The sequence below is a fragment of the Streptomyces sp. NPDC016562 genome, from assembly GCF_043076955.1.
Lineage (GTDB): Bacteria > Actinomycetota > Actinomycetes > Streptomycetales > Streptomycetaceae > Streptomyces.
In genome coordinates, this window is record NZ_JBIBRZ010000006.1 from 294,513 (window position 1) to 312,432 (window position 17,920).

Sequence of the window (17,920 nt, forward strand, 5' to 3'; positions counted from 1 at the left end):
GGTCACAGCCAGGCTCAGGCCGCGAGCTCCGACGCCAGCAGGTTGCGCACCTCGGCCAGTTCGCTCGACCCCAGCTGCGCGAACACGCTCTCCGCGTCCCGCCAGCAGGCCCGCGCCCGGTCGCGCTGCCCCAGCCGCCGCAGCGCCTTGCCCAGCACGGTCAGCACGGTGGCCCGGCGCCACTCCCCGCCGATGCCGCGCAGCGCGATGGCCTGCTCGGCGTGCGAGGCGGCCAGGGTGGGCCGGCGCGCCGCCAGGTGGGTCTCGGCGAGCCGGAAGTGGGTGACGCCCTCCCACAGCGGCTGACGGTTGTCGTGGAACAGCGCGAGCGCCTCGGTGAGCTGCGTCAGGGCCTCGCCGTAGCGGCCCGCCTGGGTGAGCGCGATGCCCAGCGCGTAGCGGCCGTTGGCCAGGCGCAGGGTCAGGCCCATCCGGTCGTAGATGGCGATGCCCTGCTGGGCGAGGTCTATGGCGCTGGCGAGGCGGCCCAGTTCCACGTGGATGCGCGAGAGGTTGCACAGGGCGCTGGCCTCGCCGACGTTGTTGCCGTCGGCGCGGAAGTTCTTGATGGCCTCCAGCAGGTACCGCTCGCCGTCCGCGTGCCGGCCCTGGTACAGGGCGATGATCCCCCGGTCGTTGGGCGCCCAGCAGCTGGGCAGCGGGTCTCCGGCGGCGCGGGCGAGCGCGGTGGCCTGGCGGGCCTCGTCGTCGGCCTCGGCGAACCGGCCCGCGACCAGGTGGACGTTGGTGAGGGTGGTACGGGCCCGGCCCTCGGCGTACGGGTCCCGCGCGGCCTGGGCGGCGTCGCGCAGGGCGACGGCGGCCGACTCGTACTGCTTGGAGTTGGCCCCCGACTCGGCCAGGTCCTTGGCCGCCCACAGCAGGTCCACGGCCCGGCGCAGCACGGGCGTGTCACCGGCCGTGGCGCACGGCCGCGCGGAGGCCTGCCGTACGCACGCCAGCAGCGGGTCGGCCTCGGCGTACAGCCAGTCCAGCGCGGCGCGCGGGTCGGCGAAGACCAGCCCGGGGTAGTGGGTGTCGGACAGGTGCGCGGGCAGCCGGTCGCCGGGGCGCTCCAGGGCGTAGACCCCGGAGGCGGTGGCCAGGTAGAAGTCCAGGAGCCGGTCCAGGGCCGCCTCGCGCCCGCTCGGCGGCTGCTCGTCGCGCTCGGCGCAGGCACGCGCGTAGAGGCGTACGAGGTCGTGGAAGCGGTAGCGGCCGGGCGCGGCGGATTCGAGGAGCGAGCAGTCGACCAGGGCCTCCAGGAGGTCCTCGGTGTCGTACTCGGGCAGGTCCAGTACGGCCGCTGCCGCGGACAGCGAGATGTCGGGGCCGTCGGCGAGGCCGAGGAGGCGGAACGCGCGCTGCTGGGCGGGCTCCAGCTGGCCGTAGCCCAGCTCGAAGGTGGCTTTGACGGCGAGGTCGCCGGCCTGGAGCTCGTCGAGGCGGCGGCGCTCGTCGGCGAGCTTCGCGGCGAGGACGGAGACCGTCCAGGTGCGGCGGGCGGCGAGGCGGGACGCGGCGATGCGGATGGCGAGCGGTAGGAAACCGCAGGCGCCGACGACGTCGAGGGCGGCCTGGCGTTCGGCGCGCACCCGCTCTTCGCCGACGATGCGGCTGAAGAGCTGGAGGGCCTCCTCGGGGCTCATCACGTCGAGGTCGACGAGGTGGGCTCCCGCGAGGCCCGCCATGCGCACCCGGCTGGTGACGAGGGCGGCGCAGCCGGCGGTGCCGGGCAGCAGCGGGCGGACCTGGGCCGCGTCACGGGCGTTGTCGAGGAGGACCAGGACGCGGCGGCCGTCGAGGGTGGATCGGTAGAGCGCGGCGCGGTCGGCCGGGGAGTCGGGGATGGCGGTGTCGGGGGTGCCGAGCGCGCGCAGGAAGGAGCCGAGGACGGCCTCCGGTTCGGCGGGGCGGGCCTCGGTGCCCTGGAGGTCGACGTAGAGCTGGCCGTCGGGGAAGTGCGGGCGGGCGGCGTGGGCGACGTGCACGGCCAGGGTGGTCTTGCCGACGCCGCCGATCCCGGCGAGCGCGGAGACGGCCATGACCTGGCCCGCGGCCCCCGCGGACAGGATGGTGCCGAGCTCGTCGACGAAGCTGGAGCGGCCCGTGAAGTCGGGTACGGTGGCGGGCAATTGGGCGGGCCTCACGTGAACGGCCGCTGCGGCGGGGGCCGGGTCCTCCGCGCGGGCGAGGTCCGCGTCGGCGTTCAGGATGCGCTGCTGGAGGGCGGCGAGCTCGGGGCGGGGGTCGACGCCGAGCTCGTCGGCGAGGAGCCGGCGGGTGTCGGCGTAGACGGCGAGGGCCTCGGCCTGCCGGCCGCTGCGGTAGAGGGCGAGCATGAGGAGCTCGCGCAGGCGTTCGCGCAGCGGGTGGGCGGCGGTGAGGGCGGTGAGCTCGGAGACGGCCTCGGCGTGGTGGCCGACCTCCAGGTCGAGGTCGAGGCGGGTCTCCAGCAGCTGGAGGCGCCATTCGGCGAGCCGGGTGCGCTCGGTCTCGGCGTGCGGGCCGGGTACGCCGGCGAGCGGCTCGCCGTCCCAGAGGTCGAGGGCGCGGGCCAGGAGCGTACGGGCGAGGGAGCGGTCCCCGGCCGCGCGGGCCGTTTCGGCGTCGGCGGCGAGGCTGCGGGCGACGCCGAGGTCAAGGGTGGCGGCGCAGCGCAGGCGGATGGCGTAGCCGCCGGACTCGGTGACGAGCAGCCCGGGGGCGACGACCTTGCGCAGGCGGGAGGCGTACGTACGGATGGTGGCGAGCGCCTGCTGCGGCGGGTCCTCGCCCCAGATGGCGTCGATGAGCTCGGGCGCGGTGGCGGTCCGCCCCTCGCGCAGCAGCAGCACCGCGAGCAGCGCCCGCTGCTGAGGCGTACCGGAGGCCAGCAACTCCTCCCCCCGCCAAGCCCGCACGGGCCCGAGCACGGCGAAACGCGACTCCGTCGACGCGGGCACCTCGGCGGTGTGCTCAGCCGTGACCCCAGGCGCGGGCGCGGTTCCGCCGGGTGCGGGCGGGGTCGCGACGGGGCCGGGCGCGCGCCGGGGCGTCTCCTCGGGCGCCGAACGTGGCGAGGGGTCGGGGGGTGCGGCGGTGGTGCGTTCGGCGCCCTGCGGGGAGCGCCCCGGCACACGCCCGACCCCGTCGCAACCGGCGGGGGTGGGTCCGTGAGGCGTGCCGGGCGCGGGGGCGGAGGGTGCGGCGGGGGTGGGGTCGGCGCCCTGCGGGGAGCGCCCCGGCATGCGGCCGGCCCCGTCGCAACCGGCCCCAGGACCTGCTTCGGGTGCGGCTGTAGCCGCGATCGGCGGCTGCGGGATGGCCGGTACGCCGTCCATCTGTCGTCACCCTGCCTTCCGTCGTCGTAAGGGTCAGTCTGCCCTGTGTTGCGCGTACACGTCAGCCCGTCCCGGGCCGATCGCGGTCCAACTAGCTGACGGTTCGTCAGTTCAGCGCTACCGTAGGGGCCATGGAGACCTTCCCGAAGATCATCTCGGTGGACGACCACACGGTGGAGCCCCCCCACGTCTGGCGGGACCGCCTCCCGTCCAAGTACCGCGACACCGGCCCCCGCGTCGTCCGCGCCCCCTTGAAGGAAATGACCTTCCTCGGCGGCAAGTTCGCCCCCGTCATGGGGGCCAAGGGCGACGACGGCCCGATCGGCGACTGGTGGGTGTACGAGGACCTGCACCGGCCCCTCACCCGGCTCGACACGGCCGTGGGATACGACCGCGACGAGATCAAACTGGAAGTCATCACCTACGAGCAGATGCGCCCGGGGTCCTTCTCGGTTCCCGACCGGCTCGCGGACATGGACGTCAACCACGTCCAGTCGGCGCTCTGCTTCCCCACCTTCCCCCGCTTCTGCGGCCAGACCTTCACCGAGGCCAAGGACCGCGAGCTGGGCCTGCTCGGCGTACGGGCCTACAACGACTGGATGGTGGAGGAGTGGTGCGGCCCGGACGCCGGCGGCCGGCTGATCCCCCTCACCCTGATCCCGCTCTGGGACGCCCGCCTGGCGGCGGCGGAGGTCCGCCGCAACGCGGCGCGCGGCGTGCGCGCGGTGGCCTTCTCCGAGATACCCCCGCACCTGGGCCTGCCCTCCGTCCACACCGACGAGTGGGACCCCTTCCTGGAGGCGTGCGACGAGACCGGCACGGTCATCGCCATGCACATCGGCTCCTCGTCCCGCATGCCGTCCACCTCGGCGGACGCCCCGCCGGCGGTCGGCTCCACCATCACCTTCGCGAACTGCTGCTTCTCGATGGTCGACTGGCTGATGAGCGGCAAGTTCGAACGCTTCCCCCGCCTGAAGATCATGTACGCGGAGGGCCAGATCGGCTGGATCCCGTACATCCTGGAGCGCGCGGACGTGGTCTGGGAGGAGAACCGCGGCTGGGGCGGCGTCGCGGACAAGGTGCTGCGCCCGCCGTCGGAGCTCTTCGCGGAGCACGTCTTCGGCTGCTTCTTCGACGACGCCTTCGGCCTGAAGAACCTGGACTCCATCGGCGTCGCCAACGTCCTCTACGAAACGGACTACCCCCACTCGGACTCCACCTGGCCCAAGTCCCGCGAGGTCGGCGAGGCCCAGATGGGCCACCTGGCGCCGGACGTCGTGGAGCGCATCGTGCGCGGCAACGCGATCGACCTGCTGGGGCTCACGGCGGACGGCCTGTGGGCGGGCCCGGGGGCGTGAGCGTACGCGCGGGCGGTGGGAGGGGCGCACACGACGGCCGGTGGTGTTCGATGGGGGCATGACCAGCGCCGACAGCAGCCCCAGCGACGCGTTCCACGCCACCTTGCACTCCCTGCGCGTGTGGGACGGCCCGCTCCCCGACTTCGACGCCGAGAACGCTCCCGCCGAGCCCTTGGCGCTGTTCCGGGAGTGGTTCGTCCACGCCGCACGGGCGGGGCAGCCGGAGCCGCACACGATGAGCCTCGCCACGGTGGACGCCGAGGGGCGGCCCGACGTACGGACGCTGATGCTGCACGACGCCGACGCGCGGGGCTGGCACTTCGCCTCGCACGCCACCAGCGCCAAGGGCGTACAGCTGGCCGCGCAGCCGCAGGCGGCGCTCGGCTTCTACTGGCCGGCCGTGGCCCGGCAGGTGCGGATCCGGGGCCGGGTGGGCGCCTGCGGCCCGCAGGAGAGCCGCGCGGACCTGGCGGTCCGCTCGCGGGGAGCGCTCGCGGCCGCGCTCACGGGCCGCCAGAGCGAGGTGCTCGGCTCCACGGAGGAGCTGGCGCGGGCCTCGGCGGCCGCCTGGGAGCGGGCCGGCGCCGAGCCGGACGCGCCGGCGCCGACGTGGACCCGGTACGTACTGGACCCCGCCGAGGTGGAGTTCTTCCAGGGCGACCCGGCCCGCCGCCACGTCCGGCTGCGCTACCGCCGCACCGCCGACGGCTCATGGACCCGCGAGCTGCTCTGGCCTTAGAGTGCGCCGGTGGAGCTCAGTTCGGTGATCATCGCGGTGGCGGGCGTGGCGGGGACGCTGGGGGGTGCGATCCTCACCCAGCGCGGCTCGGAGCGCGTCAAGCGCCGGGAGATCGAGCTCGTGCGCGGCCACGAGGCGGTCCGCGAGGAGTTCTCGCTGCGCCGCACCTGCTACGTGGAACTGAACCGGGAGGCCCGCCAGTTCACCACGGCCCTGAGCCGCCACCTGCACGTCATCCGCGAGCGCGGCGTGACGGACGCGGACCGCCTCACCCTCGAAGAGGTCCGCCGCGCCCACCTCGACCGGTACTCCGAGGCGCAGATGACCGCCCCCGAGGAGGTACTGCGGCCGGTGAGCACCGTCAACCGGGCCCTGAGCGAGGTGTACGGCCAGGTCAAGCGCCTGGAGCGCGGCGAGCCGGGACCGGGCGAGACGATGGAGTCCGCGGTCCGCGCCCAGCAGGAGCTGTGGGACAAGCTGCGCGCCATGAGGGCCGCCATGCGCCAGGACCTCGGGGTGGAGTGAGCGCCCGGATCGGCCGCCGGGGTCAGTGGGTCGCCGGGCGGAACACCGCCACCCACACCCCGCCCGCCGTCTCGCGGAAGGTGACCGCGAGCGCCATGCCGATGCGCAGGTCCGCCGCCGGGCAGTCGACCACCTCGGTCATCATCCGCGGTCCCTCCGCCAGGTCGACGACCGCCGCCGTGTAAGGGACGCGCGCGCCGAACGGCGGGAGGTCGTTGCGGTGGATGACCGACCAGGTGTAGAGGGTCGCCCGGCCGCTCGCCGTCTCCCACGCCACCCGGTCCTCCCCCGCCCAGCACACCGGGCAGAACTCCCGCGGGTAGTGGTGCGCCCGCCCGCAGTCCGCGCAGCGCCTCAGCAGGAGGCGGCCCTGCGCCGCCGCGTCCCAGTAGGGGCGGGTGAACTCGTCCGCCTCCGGGAGGTCGTACCGTACGCCGCTCACAGGAACAGTCCCGTCGCCGCGTCGAGGGACCAGGTCTGCCAGGCCATGGCGAAGAGCGCGACGAGCGAGATGAGGGCCATCATCGCGTTCTGGCCCTGCTCGGCCCAGTCGTGGATCATCAGCACGAGGTAGAGCAGGTTCAGCAGCAGCCCGCCCACCAGCGCGATCGGGGTCAGGAAGCCCAGGACGAGACCCAGCCCGAGCGCGAGTTCCGCGTAGACGACGACGTACGCGATCAGCTTGGGCCGGGGTTTCACGACCAGCTCGAAGCCGCCCTGCACGAAGGTCCAGCGGTGCTTGGCGGCGACGGCGCCGGCCCAGGCGATGCCGGTGCCGCGTTCGAACCAGCCCTTCTTGTCCTTGTGGCGCCAGCTCTCCAGCCACCACAGGCCGAGGCCTATGCGCAGTACGGCGAGCCACTCGGCACCGGTGAGCCAGATGGTCTGCATCGGCAGCCCCCACCCCTCTCGCGATCGCTCCGACCTTTATCTGACGGAACGTCAGTTCAGCGGACGGCGGCCGATCGCGCAAGCCCCCGGCCCCCACCCGCCGAGCCCGGTACGACCCCCGCCCGACCCCCTCCCAACCCCGTCGTGACCGATCCGCAATCGATTCCCTCCTCGTCCGAGACCCATCAACCCAGCGTGGCGATACGCTCACACCTCATGCCCGGAGTCCCCACACCCCCCGACATGACCACCCAGCCCCGCCCCGTGTACGTCATCGGGGCCGGCCCCGGCGGCCTCGCCGCGGCCGCCGCGCTGCGCGCCCGCGGGGTCCGCGCGGTCGTCGTCGAAAAGTCCGACGCGGTCGGCGCGTCCTGGCGGCGCCACTACGACCGGCTCCGCCTGCACACCACCCGCCGCCTCTCCGCCCTCCCGGGCCTGGCCATGCCGCGCCGCTTCGGGCGCTGGGTCTCCCGCGACGACGTCGTGCGCTACCTGGAGAAGTACGCCGAGCACCACGAGCTGGAGCTGGTCACCGGCGTCGAGGTGACCCGGGTCGAGCCCGCGCCCGAGGGCGGCTGGACCCTGCACGCCACCGGCGGGCGGGTCCTGAACGCCACGGCCGTCGTCGTCGCCACCGGGTACAACCACACCCCGGCCCTCCCCGACTGGCCGGGCCGCGAGACCTACACCCGGCCACTGCTGCACGCCCGCGACTACCGCGCCCCGCAGCCGTACGCCGGCCAGGACGTCCTCGTCGTCGGCGTCGGCAACACCGGCGCCGAGATAGCCGTCGACCTCGTCGAGGGCGGGGCCGCGCGGGTGCGGCTCGCCGTGCGCACCGCCCCGCACCTCGTGCGCCGCTCCACCGCCGGCTGGCCGGCCCAGCGCACGGGGATCCTCGTACGCCGGCTGCCCGTGAAGCTCGTGGACCGGCTGAGCGTCGCCGTCGCCCGGGTCTCCGTCCCGGACCTGTCGGCGTACGGGCTCCCGCGCCCCGCCACCGGCCTGTACAGCAGGGTCACCGAGGGCGCGATCCCGGTTCAGGACGTCGGTCTGATCGACGCCGTCCGCAGCGGCAAGGTCGAGCCGGTGGCGGCCGTCGAGGCCTTCGACGGCGCCGAGGTGGTGCTCGCGGACGGCTCGCGGATCAGCCCGGACGCGGTGATCGCGGCCACCGGCTACCGCCGCGCGCTGGAGGACCTGGTCGGACACCTGGGCGTACTCGACGAGCGGGGCCGGCCACGCACGCACGGCGCCCGTACCCCCGAGCAGGCCCCCGGCCTGTACTTCACCGGCTTCACCAACCCCATCAGCGGGATGTTCCGGGAGATGGCCCTGGACGCGGAGAAGATCGCCAAGGCGATCGCGGCCCGGCTGCCGGAGGCCTGAAAGACACCTGGCCGCGCCCGGCCGGCTCTGGCACCGTTCCTTGAGGGAGCCTCCGCGCGCCCGCACCCGAGCGCGCCCCCACACCACATCCACACAGCGCCTCCGCCAGCTTTCCCGCGCAGCCCTGTTCCTGACGGCACGTCAGTTCAGTAATCTGACAGCACGTCAGTTATCGAGTTCCATCGAGGTTCATCGAGCAGGAGCGGGCGGAACGATGCTTGGATCTACTCACGGCACCCTCACCACCGACTTCCGCGCACGGGTCGAGGCCTGCGGGGAGACGCCCAGGACCGCCGTCCACTCGTCGGCGGCCCCCTCCGCCGACGACGCGGTCGCCCTGGACGTCAGCGGACGGCCGCTGCACGCCGACGTGCCCGACCTGGACCGGTTCTTCCGGCCCGAGTCCGTGGCCGTCGTCGGCGCCTCCGACACCGAGGGCAGGCCCAACACCGGCATCACCCGCCAGCTCATCGCCTGGGCCGAGCGGGTGGGCGCCCGGATCCACCCCGTGCACCCCACCCGCGAGAGCGTCTTCGGGCTGCCCTGCGCGCCCACGGTCGCGGCCCTGCCCGAGCAGGTGGACCTCGCCGTCCTCCTCGTCGCCGACCCGCTGCCCGTCATCGAGGAACTGGCCGAGACCAAGGTCAGGTTCGCCGTCGCCTTCGCCTCCGGCTTCGCCGAGACCGGCGACGCGGGCGCCGCCGCCCAGGCCCGGCTCTCCGCCGCCGTTGCACGCTCGGGCCTGCGCCTGCTGGGCCCCAACACCAACCTGAACGCCTTCGAGGAGTTCCGCGACGACCTCGACGGCCCGGCGATCGCCCTCATCACCCAGTCCGGCCACCAGGGCCGCCCGGTGTACACCCTCCAGGAGCTCGGCATCCGCCTCTCCCACTGGGCCCCCACCGGCAACGAGGCCGACCTGGAGACCTCCGACTTCATCTCCTACTTCGCCGAGCGCCCCGAGGTCGGGGCCATCGCCTGCTACGTGGAGGGCCTCAAGGACGGCCGGTCCTTCCTGCTCGCGGCCGACCGCGCCGCGCGCAACGGGGTCCCGGTCGTCGCCGTCAAGGTCGGCCGCACCGAGACCGGCGCCCGCATGGCCGCCTCCCACACCGGGAAGCTGACCGGCGCGGACACCGTCGTGGACGCCGCCATGCGCCAGTTCGGCGTCATCCGCGTCGACGGCCTGGACGAGCTCCAGGACACCGCCGCCCTGCTCGCCCGGGCCCGCAAGCCGAAGGCCGACGGCGTCGTCGTCTACTCCATTTCCGGCGGCACCGGGGCCCACTTCTCCGACCTGGCCACGGAGGCGGGCCTGCGCCTGCCCACCCTCCCGCAGGCCAAGCAGGACGAGCTGCACCAGTGGATCCCCGCCTACCTGAACGTCGCCAACCCCGTCGACAACGGCGGCCACCCCGTCGGCGACTGGCGCGGCCGCAAGATCATCGACGCGATCCTCGCGGACCCGTCCGTCGGTGTCCTCATCTGCCCGATCACCGGCCCCTTCCCCCCGATGAGCGACAGGCTCGCCCAGGACCTGGTGGACGCGGCCGAGGCCTCGGACAAGCTGATCTGCGTGATCTGGGGCTCCCCCGTCGGCACGGAGGACGCCTACCGCCGGGTGCTGCTGGGCTCCTCCCGCGTGGCCACCTTCCGTACCTTCGGCAACTGCATCACCGCCGTACGGGCCTACCTCGGCCACCACCGCTTCACGGCCGGATACCGCTCCCCCTTCCAGGACGCCCCGCGCACGCCCTCGCCCTCGTACCGCAAGGCGCAGGCCCTCATGCGGCCGGGCCAGCAGCTCAGCGAACACGCGGCGAAGCAGCTGCTGCGTGCCTACGGCATACGGGTCCCCCGCGAGCAGCTCGTCACCAGCGCGGCGGCGGCCGTACGGGCGGCCGGGCTGGTCGGCTACCCGGTGGTCATGAAGGCCTCGGGCCCCCAGCTCGGGCACAAGACGGAGCTCGGCCTCGTCAAGATCGGCCTGACCTCCGCGAGCCAGATCCGCGACGCGTACCGGGAGCTCACCGACACCGCCCGCTACGAGAACGTCCCGCTCGACGGGATCCTGGTCTGCCAGATGGTGGAGCGGGGGGTCGAGATGGTCGTCGGCGTCACGCAGGACGACCTCTTCGGCCCGACGGTGACGGTCGGCCTCGGCGGGGTCCTGGTCGAGGTCCTGAACGACGCGGCGGTCCGCGTCCCGCCCTTCGGCGAGGACCAGGCCCGCGCGATGCTCGGCGAACTGCGCGGGCGCGCCCTGCTGGAGGGCGTACGGGGAGCTCCCCCGGCCGACGTGGACGCCCTGGTGGAGGTCATCCTGCGGATCCAGCGGATGGCGCTGGAACTGGGCGACGAACTCTCCGAGCTGGACATCAACCCCCTGATGGTCCTCCCGCGCGGTCAGGGGGCGGTGGCCCTGGACGCCCTGGCCATCTGCCGCTGAGGCGGCGCCCGCACCCGCAGCCGCCGACCACCCCACCACGGGAGTTGAGCCATGACAGACGCACCCCGGGACGACGTCCTCCACCGGCTCGACGGCAACGTCGCGTGGATCACCCTCAACCGCCCCGAGGCCATGAACGCCGTCACCCCGGCCCAACGCGAACGCGTCATCGCCCTGCTCGCGGACGCCTCCGCCGACCCCGCCGTCCGGGCCGTCGTCATCACCGCCACCGGCAAGGGCTTCTGCGCGGGCGCCGACCTGCGCGGGGCCCCCGCCGGCGGGGACCGCGTCGCCGGTGACGTGGCCCGCATGATCCGGCTGGGCGCGCAGCGCCTGATCACCGCGGTCCTCGACTGCGAGAAGCCGGTCCTCGCCGCCGTCAACGGCACGGCCGCGGGCATCGGCGCCCACCTCGCCCTCGCCTGCGACCTCGTCATCGCCGCCGAACCGGCCCGCTTCATCGAGGTGTTCGTGCGCCGCGGCCTGGTCCCCGACGGCGGTGGCGCGTACCTGCTCCCCCGCCTCGTCGGCCCGCAGAAGGCCAAGGAGCTGATGTTCTTCGGCGACGCCGTCCCGGCGGCCGAGGCCGAGCGCCTCGGCCTCGTCAACAAGGTGGTTCCGGCCGAGGAGCTGGAGGCGACGGCCCGGGCGTGGGCCGAGCGTCTCGCCCAGGGCCCCACCCGGGCCATCGCGCTGGCGAAGCAGCTGGTCAACGCCTCCCTGGACGGAGACCGGGCGACGGCGCTGGCTGCCGAGGCCTCCGCTCAGGAGATCAACATGACCACGGCCGACGCGAACGAGGGCGTGGCGAGCTTCGTGGAGCGCCGCACGCCCAAGTACGTCGGCCGCTGACCGTTCTCTCTCCCCCGTACGGCTACGCCTGCCGGGGGCTCGGCTTCAGCAGCGCGAACACCGCTCCCGCCGGGTCGGCGGCCCACGCGATCCGGCCGACGTCCGGCACGTCCGCCGCGGGCATGAGCACCGCACCGCCGTTGCCCTCGATCGCCGAGACGGTGGCGTCCACGTCGGCCACGTGGAAGTAGGGCACCCAGCGCGGCACGGCCGCCGCCGCACCCCCGCCCGCGCCTTCGCCCGAGACCCCGTCTTCCGCCTGGGGCGCGATCCCGCCGAAGGACGTCTCCTGCTGGTCGCCTTCGGCGAGGCTCAGCACCCGGTACGTCATCCCGGGCACCTCCATCTCCTCGTGCCGCCAGCCGAACAGCCCCTGGTAGAACGCGGCGGCCGCGACGGGGTCCGGCACGTGCAGTTCCACCCACAGCAGGCTGTTCTCGGCGGAGGCCACCTCGAATCCGGCGGTCTTGCCGGGCTGCCACAGGGCGAACTCGGCGCCCTGCGGGTCGGTGGCCTGCGCCAGCCAGCCCTCGCCCATGACGTCCATGGGCTCCACCCGGATCCGCCCGCCGCCCGCCTTCACGGCGTCGGCGGTCTTCCGCGCGTCCGGCGTGCTGAAGTGCACCATCCAGGCCGACCGGGCGCCTTCGTCGGTCAGCGTCCCGAGCCCGGCGACGGTCTTGCCGTCCAGCTGGAGGAAGCCGTACCCGCCGGCGTCGGGACCCGCGGAGGCGTGGCTCCAGCCGAAGACGGCGCCGTAGAACGCGGCGGCCGCCTGGGGGTCGGGGCTGCCGAGGTCGAGCCAGTTGGGTGATCCGGTACGGAAGTCGGTGCCGAGCATGGGGTCCTCCCGGGAGTACGGCGTCGTCGGCGCAGCGGCGGCGGTGCGGCCGCTGCCACGATGCCGACCCCGCACCCCCACCCGGGCGCACGGACGCCCGCGGGCGCCTCGTTTCACCCGTACGGAGGGCCGTACGGGGCACGAAGGCCCTGGCGGCGTCCTCAGCCGCCGGCGCGCTCCAGGGCCGGGCGGAACTGGTCGTAGAAGCTCACCTTGAGCCGCAGCGACCGCTCCTCGGCGTCCTTGAAGCAGTCGACCGCCTCCTGGCCGCCGTCGTCGAGGAACTGGCGCAACCGCAGGGCCAGGCGGTCCGAGTGGGTGACGGACAGCAGGGAGACGCTCTCCAGCGGGCGGTCCTTGGCGTCGTGCACGTGGTGGGGGTAGTAGAAGCGTGAGCGGTTCTCGCCCGCGTGCGTGAGCAGGGGCTCCATGCGCTCCCACAGCCGCCCGTACTCGACGGAGACCAGCACCTCGCCCCAGAACCGCAGGATGGTCAGCAGTCGCAGGTCGGACCGCTCGTCCTCGCCCGCGTCGGCGATCAGGGTGAAGGTGTCGTCGATGGCCCGCTTCGTCGCCGCGGTGGGCCGCGACGAGACGAGGGCCGCCCGGGAGACGCCGAGCCGGCTCATGTCGCCGGTCATGTCCTCGCGGTGTGAGTGCGTGTACCCGAGGCTGTCGGGATACTCCTCGCGCAGGATGATCCGGGCCGTCCGCAGGCCCACCTCGTCGCGCAGGAGGTCGATCGCCAGGTCGTAGACCGGGGTGAAGGCGAGCGAGAGGAAGCGCCGCTGGAGCAGGATCGCGGCGAAGTCCTCCTCCGCCAGCCTCGTGATGTTCGCGAGCACCGGGTGCTGCTTGTACTGCTCGATCAGCTCGTCCTCGAAGCTGTCCAGATCCCGCACGGCCGTACTCCTCATCTCGTCTCGCTGGTGTCGCTGGTCTCGCTGGTCTCGTCCCGGTGCGGGGATCGCTAGCGGATGTCGATCGACCTCTCCGGGTCGCGCAGGTCCACCGCGCGGCCGATGCCCCACAGGGTGTCCAGTTCCTTCTGCGCCTCGCGTCCCATGACGGTGCCGCTGCCGTCGATCTCGATCTGCGTGGACTCGATGGCGAGCTGCCCGTGCAGGAACGAGCTGACCAGGTAGCGCTCGTCGGCCTTGTAGACGGCGATCGACGGCAGGGAGTTGTAGACCCGCACCATCAGCCTGTCCCGGAGTTCCGGCGGCAGTTCGCGGTGGACGGACTGGAGGATCCGCAGGCTGGCGTCCACGTCCACGGCCCCGGCGGGCCGGCCGGTGCGCAGCGCCTCGTCGCGCAGGCCCGCCACGGGGGACTTCGGGTGCAGCAGCAGGATGCGCACCTCGACGCGCCGCTGGGTGATGGCGTCGAGCAGCTCGCCCCGCAGGCGGCTGAGGTTGGGTATCCAGGTCTGCAGGACGGCCACTTCCCGTTCCGCCGCCCGCACGAACCGGATGAAGTCCTCGTCGGGGAAGACCGGGTGCACGCGCGTCACGCCGAGGTAGTGCTGGCGCCGGAGCTCGCCGGTCAGGCCGTCGAGGGTGAGGCCGGAGATCTGGGTGTCGATGCGTTCGAGCACCTTCAGGCGGTCGAACTCCATCAGGAGGAAGAGGGTGACCGTGCTCAGGATGAGCAGCGTGATCTTCGGGAGGGTGCCCCCGGGGGCCATCTTGTCGAGCCATCCGAGGAGATCGGCGAGCAGGACCAGGATGCCTGCCGCTGCCATCGCACCCAGCGAGATCCGCTCGGCCCGGTAGCGAAAACCGTTGCCCATGCCCGCTCCAGCCCCCGACGACACTGTCGTTGGCCATGACCTTACACAGAGGCGGACCCGTGCGTGATGGAACGTCATGTTCCTGTCCCTGAAGGCAGGTTGACAGCTCCGCATCCCTTCCGATCTGACGCTCCGTCAGCTTCAATCGTCGGTGTGATGGGACACGCAGGGATGGCGGCCACCGTCGTCCGATACCTCAGGTCAGTCGGCTCCCCCACCGTCGCGTCGGCGGACCGGGAAGCCGAGCCCGTCGACGCGCTGCCGCGCCCCGACCTGCGGGCCGTCGGCGAGGACGAGCGCGCGCCGGTCGGGCCCGCCGAGTTCCGGGCCGTACTGGGGAACTTCGCCAGCGGGGTCACCGTCATCACCGCGCCGCCCGGCGCGGGCGAGGAGGGGGACGGACCCGCCGGTTTCGCCTGCCAGTCCTTCGCCTCGCTGTCCCTCGACCCGCCCCTCATCACCTTCATGGTGGCCCGTACGTCGACCACCTGGCCGCGCATCGCCCGCGCCGGGGTGTTCTGCGTCAACGTCCTCGGGGCCGAACAGGGAGAGCTGTGCCGCTCCTTCGCCGTCAGCGGCGCGGACAAGTTCGCCGGCGTGGCCCACACCCCCACGCCCGTCACCGGATCACCGCAGCTCGACGCCGTGCCCGCCTGGATCGACTGCCGGATCCACGCCGTGCACACCGGCGGCGACCACCTCATCGTCGTGGGCCGGGTGGTGGCCATGGGCGCGGCCGGCGAGGGCGATCCGCTCCTCTTCCACAAGGGGAGGTTCGGCCGCTTCACCGCCTGAGCGGCGGCAGCCGTGGGTGTCGCATGGCTCAGCCCGGGGGCCGGCGTCCGGACCGGTGCCCCAGCAGCCGCGCCTGCTCGGCCTTGAGCCGGGTGAACCGGTCCCGCGTGTACTCCCTCAGCTCCCGGCCCGGGAACGGGATCAGCGACAGGTGCTCCTCGTAGTCGCCCGCCGCCCACCGCGCCGCCGTGATCTCGTAGCCGGAGGCGTGCGCGCACAGCTGGAGGAGGGCCTGCGGCATCTCCTCCTCGATGAGGAGGTCCGCCTTGCCGACCACCACGTCCCTCATGGCCCGGATGGTCGGTATGAAGACGGTGGTGGCCCAGGTCCGCCACTGGGCCAGCTCCTCCTCGGTCGGCGGGATCTCGTGCCGGAAGGGGTCGCGGCCGTCGGGCCGGGCGTAGGTCGCCGAGAAGGTGTCGTAGGTGCGGCTGTTCGCCTCCATCAGGGCGAACAGCGGCCCGTAGAAATCGCTCAACTGCTGGTTGATCCGCGCGAGCCGGGCTTGGCGCTGCGCGAGGCGCAGTCCGTTGAGGTAGGTCGCCAGGTAGCCGAGGAAGGCCAGCACGACGGTCACGATCACTGTGGGCACGAGGCGTGATCGTAGGCGACACCGCGCCGGACCGGCAGGATCCGTCCGACGATCACACCGCTGCCCGCGCGGCCCACCACCCACGACCTGGGGGCCGGGGGGTCAGAAGGTCAGGACCCCGCGTGCCACCCGCCCGTGGTGGGCGTCGTCGACGGCCTTCGCGAAGTCCTCGACCGGGTAGACCTCCGTCACCAGCTCGTCCAGCAGCAGCCTGCCCTGCCGGTAGAGCTCGGCGTACAGGGCGATGTCGCGCTGCGGGCGCGAGGACCCGTACCGGCAGCCCATGATCGTCTTGTCCAGGTACAGGGAGGAGACGAGGAACGACGCCTCCTCCTTGAAGCCCGGCACGCCCAGCAGGACCGCCTGACCGTGCCGGTCCAGGAGGTCGACGGCCTGCCGGATCAGCTTGACGTTGCCCACGCACTCGAAGGCGTGGTCGGCGCCGGTCGGCAGGATCTCGCGCACCGCCGCCGAGGAGTCGGCCACCGCCGAGGCGTCGATGAAGTGCGTGGCGCCGAACTGCCGCGCCACCGCCTCCTTCGCCGGATTCGCGTCGACCGCCACGATCGTCGTGGCCCCCGCGATCCGCGCCCCCTGGAGCACGTTCAGCCCGATGCCGCCGCTGCCGATGACCACCACCGACTCGCCGCGGTCGACGCGGGCCCGGTTCAGGACCGCCCCCACGCCCGTCAGCACGCCGCAGCCGATGAGCGCCGCCGAGGTCAGCGGGATGTCGGCGGGAATCTTTACGGCCTGCACCGCCTTGACGAGCGTGCGTTCCGCGAAGGCCGAGTTGGAGGCGAACTGGAACAGCGGCTGCCCGCCCCGCGAGAACGGCTGCCCGGGCATCCCGATCGCCTTGCGGCACATCGTCGGCCGGCCCCGGTCGCAGTCGGCGCAGGCCCCGCAGTTCGCGAGCGTGGACAGCGCCACGTGATCGCCCGGCGCCACGTGCGTGACCCCCGGGCCCACCGCTTCCACGACGCCCGCGCCCTCGTGCCCGAGCACCACCGGCGGCGGGAACGGAATCGTCCCGTCGATCACCGACAGGTCGCTGTGGCACAGCCCGGCCGCCGCGACCGCCACCAGCACCTCCCCCGGCCCCGGGTCCCGTATCTCCAGGTCGTCGACCACCCGGGCCTGCTTGCCGTCGAACACGACGCCTCTCACCTGGACTCCTTAGGCAGGCCGAGCACCCGCTCGGCGATGATGTTGCGCTGGATCTCGTCCGAGCCGCCGTAGATGGTGTCGGCGCGGGTGAACAGGAACAGGCGCTGCCCCTCGTCGAGCCCGTGCTCGTACGCCAGCCCGGGCGCCCACCGCGCCGGTCCGGCGCTCGCCGCCGCCCCCCGCACCTGCACCGCCAGCTCCCCGAGCCGTCGGTGCCACCCGCCCCACAGCAGCTTCGCCACGCTCGGTGCGCCCGCGTCGGGCGTCGAGCCGAGGGTGCGCAGGGCGTTCCACCGCATGGTGCGCAGCTCGGCCCACTGGCGTACGAGGCGGTCGCACAGGACCGGATCCGCCGCGCCCGACGCCGCGTAGGCGGCCAGGACGCGCTCCAGTTCGGCGGCGAAGCCGATCTGCTGCACGAGCGTGGACACCCCGCGTTCCAGGGCGAGCAGGCCCATGGCCACGCGCCAGCCGTCGCCCGGCGCGCCGACGACCTCCGCCGCCACCGCCCCGTCGAAGAAGACCTCGTTGAACTCCGAGGTCCCCGACATCTGCCGGATCGGCCGCACCTCGACGCGGCCCGGCTGGTCCATCCGTACGAGCAGGAACGACAGCCCCCGGTGGCGCCGGGACCCGGCCTCGGTGCGGGCGAGGACGAAGCACCAGTCGGCGTCCCGGGCCAGCGAGGTCCAGATCTTCTGCCCGGTGACCCGGTACAGCCCGTCGGCCGGATCCCGTACCCCCGCCGTACGGATGCCCGCGAGGTCGGAGCCGGCGCCCGGCTCGCTGTAGCCCTGGCACCACAGCTCCTCGCCGCGCGCGATGCCGGGCAGGAAACGGTCCCGCTGCTCCTGGCTGCCGTACGCGATCACGGTGGGCGCGAGGAGGTTCTCCCCGATGTGGCCGACCCGGCCGGGCGCGCGCAGCGCCGCGTACTCCTCGGCCCACACCACCTGCCCGGTCAGCGACAGCCGCTGCTGCCCGTACGCCCCGGCGGGGACCTCCCAGCCCTGCCCGATCCAGCCGCCCCGGCCCAGCTCGCGCTCCCAGGCCCGCCGGGCCTCGACGCCCTCGTGCTCGCTGCCCGGCCCGCCGAGGCCGACGGCCTGCGCGTACGGGCCCACGAGGTGCTCCGCGAGCCACGCCCGGGCGCGCCGGCGCAGCTCCTCGTCCTCGGCCCCGAAGCTGAAGTCCACGGTGTTCC

16 protein-coding genes are annotated in these 17,920 nt (G+C 73.6%); 7 read left to right on the forward strand and 9 right to left on the reverse strand.

Features of this window, described 5'->3' with window-relative positions; translation table 11 throughout:
- Positions 1–14 precede the first annotated feature (14 nt).
- Entirely contained in the window at positions 15–2,945 is a 2,931-nt protein-coding gene (locus ACF059_RS24935) for a BTAD domain-containing putative transcriptional regulator (protein ID WP_392060937.1), read from the reverse strand.
- 509 nt (positions 2,946–3,454) lie between these two features.
- Between ACF059_RS24935 and ACF059_RS24940 the strand changes: the two genes are divergently transcribed.
- Genes ACF059_RS24940 through ACF059_RS24950 form a run of 3 tightly spaced genes read left to right on the forward strand, consistent with a single transcriptional unit; the run spans position 3,455 to position 5,945 of the window.
- Positions 3,455–4,681 carry an amidohydrolase family protein gene (locus tag ACF059_RS24940; protein ID WP_361946848.1) on the forward strand — a complete coding sequence of 409 codons (1,227 nt, stop codon included), beginning with the start codon at positions 3,455–3,457 and terminating at the stop codon, positions 4,679–4,681.
- 58 nt (positions 4,682–4,739) lie between these two features.
- Positions 4,740–5,420, forward strand: coding sequence for a pyridoxal 5'-phosphate synthase (locus tag ACF059_RS24945; RefSeq protein WP_392060940.1), 681 nt, complete (start codon positions 4,740–4,742; stop codon positions 5,418–5,420).
- A gap of 9 nt (positions 5,421–5,429) precedes the next feature.
- A complete protein-coding gene (locus ACF059_RS24950) occupies positions 5,430–5,945 on the forward strand; it encodes a hypothetical protein (RefSeq protein WP_392060943.1) in 516 nt (171 codons plus the stop codon).
- 22 nt (positions 5,946–5,967) lie between these two features.
- On the opposite strand, the gene ACF059_RS24955 is transcribed toward ACF059_RS24950, so the two are convergent.
- Together ACF059_RS24955 and ACF059_RS24960 are read right to left on the reverse strand one after the other, a co-directional pair.
- On the reverse strand, positions 5,968–6,387 hold the full coding sequence (locus ACF059_RS24955) for a Zn-ribbon domain-containing OB-fold protein (RefSeq protein WP_392060946.1): 420 nt from the start codon (positions 6,385–6,387) through the stop codon (positions 5,968–5,970).
- Entirely contained in the window at positions 6,384–6,836 is a 453-nt protein-coding gene (locus ACF059_RS24960; RefSeq protein WP_392060949.1) for a DoxX family protein, read from the reverse strand. The genes ACF059_RS24955 and ACF059_RS24960 overlap by 4 nt, the downstream gene beginning before the upstream one ends.
- Positions 6,837–7,079: 243 nt before the next feature.
- On the opposite strand from ACF059_RS24960, the gene ACF059_RS24965 reads away from it, so the two are divergent.
- From ACF059_RS24965 to ACF059_RS24975, 3 genes are all read left to right on the forward strand, one after another.
- A complete protein-coding gene (locus ACF059_RS24965; protein ID WP_392060952.1) occupies positions 7,080–8,225 on the forward strand; it encodes a flavin-containing monooxygenase in 1,146 nt (381 codons plus the stop codon).
- Positions 8,226–8,439: 214 nt separating this feature from the next.
- Positions 8,440–10,674 carry an acetate--CoA ligase family protein gene (locus ACF059_RS24970; RefSeq protein ID WP_392060955.1) on the forward strand — a complete coding sequence of 745 codons (2,235 nt, stop codon included), beginning with the start codon at positions 8,440–8,442 and terminating at the stop codon, positions 10,672–10,674.
- Between the two features lie 51 nt (positions 10,675–10,725).
- The gene (locus tag ACF059_RS24975; protein WP_392060957.1) at positions 10,726–11,526 is read left to right on the forward strand and encodes an enoyl-CoA hydratase/isomerase family protein; all 801 of its coding nucleotides are present in this window, start codon (positions 10,726–10,728) and stop codon (positions 11,524–11,526) included.
- Between the two features lie 22 nt (positions 11,527–11,548).
- Here ACF059_RS24975 and ACF059_RS24980 read toward each other — a convergent pair whose 3' ends face one another.
- From ACF059_RS24980 to ACF059_RS24990, 3 genes are all read right to left on the reverse strand, one after another.
- Positions 11,549–12,367: a VOC family protein gene (locus tag ACF059_RS24980; RefSeq protein ID WP_392060960.1), complete on the reverse strand. Its 819-nt coding sequence runs from the start codon at positions 12,365–12,367 to the stop codon at positions 11,549–11,551.
- A 161-nt stretch (positions 12,368–12,528) separates the two neighbouring features.
- The gene (locus tag ACF059_RS24985) at positions 12,529–13,269 is read right to left on the reverse strand and encodes a hypothetical protein (protein WP_392060963.1); all 741 of its coding nucleotides are present in this window, start codon (positions 13,267–13,269) and stop codon (positions 12,529–12,531) included.
- Positions 13,270–13,337: 68 nt separating this feature from the next.
- Complete coding sequence (locus tag ACF059_RS24990) at positions 13,338–14,159, reverse strand: hypothetical protein (RefSeq protein ID WP_392060966.1); 822 nt, start codon at positions 14,157–14,159, stop codon at positions 13,338–13,340.
- Positions 14,160–14,330: 171 nt separating this feature from the next.
- Between ACF059_RS24990 and ACF059_RS24995 the strand changes: the two genes are divergently transcribed.
- Positions 14,331–14,954: a flavin reductase family protein gene (locus ACF059_RS24995; RefSeq protein ID WP_392061225.1), complete on the forward strand. Its 624-nt coding sequence runs from the start codon at positions 14,331–14,333 to the stop codon at positions 14,952–14,954.
- 28 nt (positions 14,955–14,982) lie between these two features.
- Here the strand turns inward: ACF059_RS24995 and ACF059_RS25000 are convergent, their stop codons facing one another.
- The 3 genes from ACF059_RS25000 to ACF059_RS25010 all read right to left on the reverse strand — a co-directional run bounded on the left by ACF059_RS25000 (position 14,983) and on the right by ACF059_RS25010 (position 17,912).
- On the reverse strand, positions 14,983–15,546 hold the full coding sequence (locus ACF059_RS25000; protein ID WP_392060969.1) for a hypothetical protein: 564 nt from the start codon (positions 15,544–15,546) through the stop codon (positions 14,983–14,985).
- Positions 15,547–15,648: 102 nt separating this feature from the next.
- Positions 15,649–16,716: a Zn-dependent alcohol dehydrogenase gene (locus ACF059_RS25005; RefSeq protein ID WP_392060972.1), complete on the reverse strand. Its 1,068-nt coding sequence runs from the start codon at positions 16,714–16,716 to the stop codon at positions 15,649–15,651.
- Positions 16,713–17,912, reverse strand: coding sequence for an acyl-CoA dehydrogenase family protein (locus ACF059_RS25010; RefSeq protein WP_392060975.1), 1,200 nt, complete (start codon positions 17,910–17,912; stop codon positions 16,713–16,715). The genes ACF059_RS25005 and ACF059_RS25010 overlap by 4 nt, the downstream gene beginning before the upstream one ends.
- Positions 17,913–17,920 lie beyond the last annotated feature (8 nt).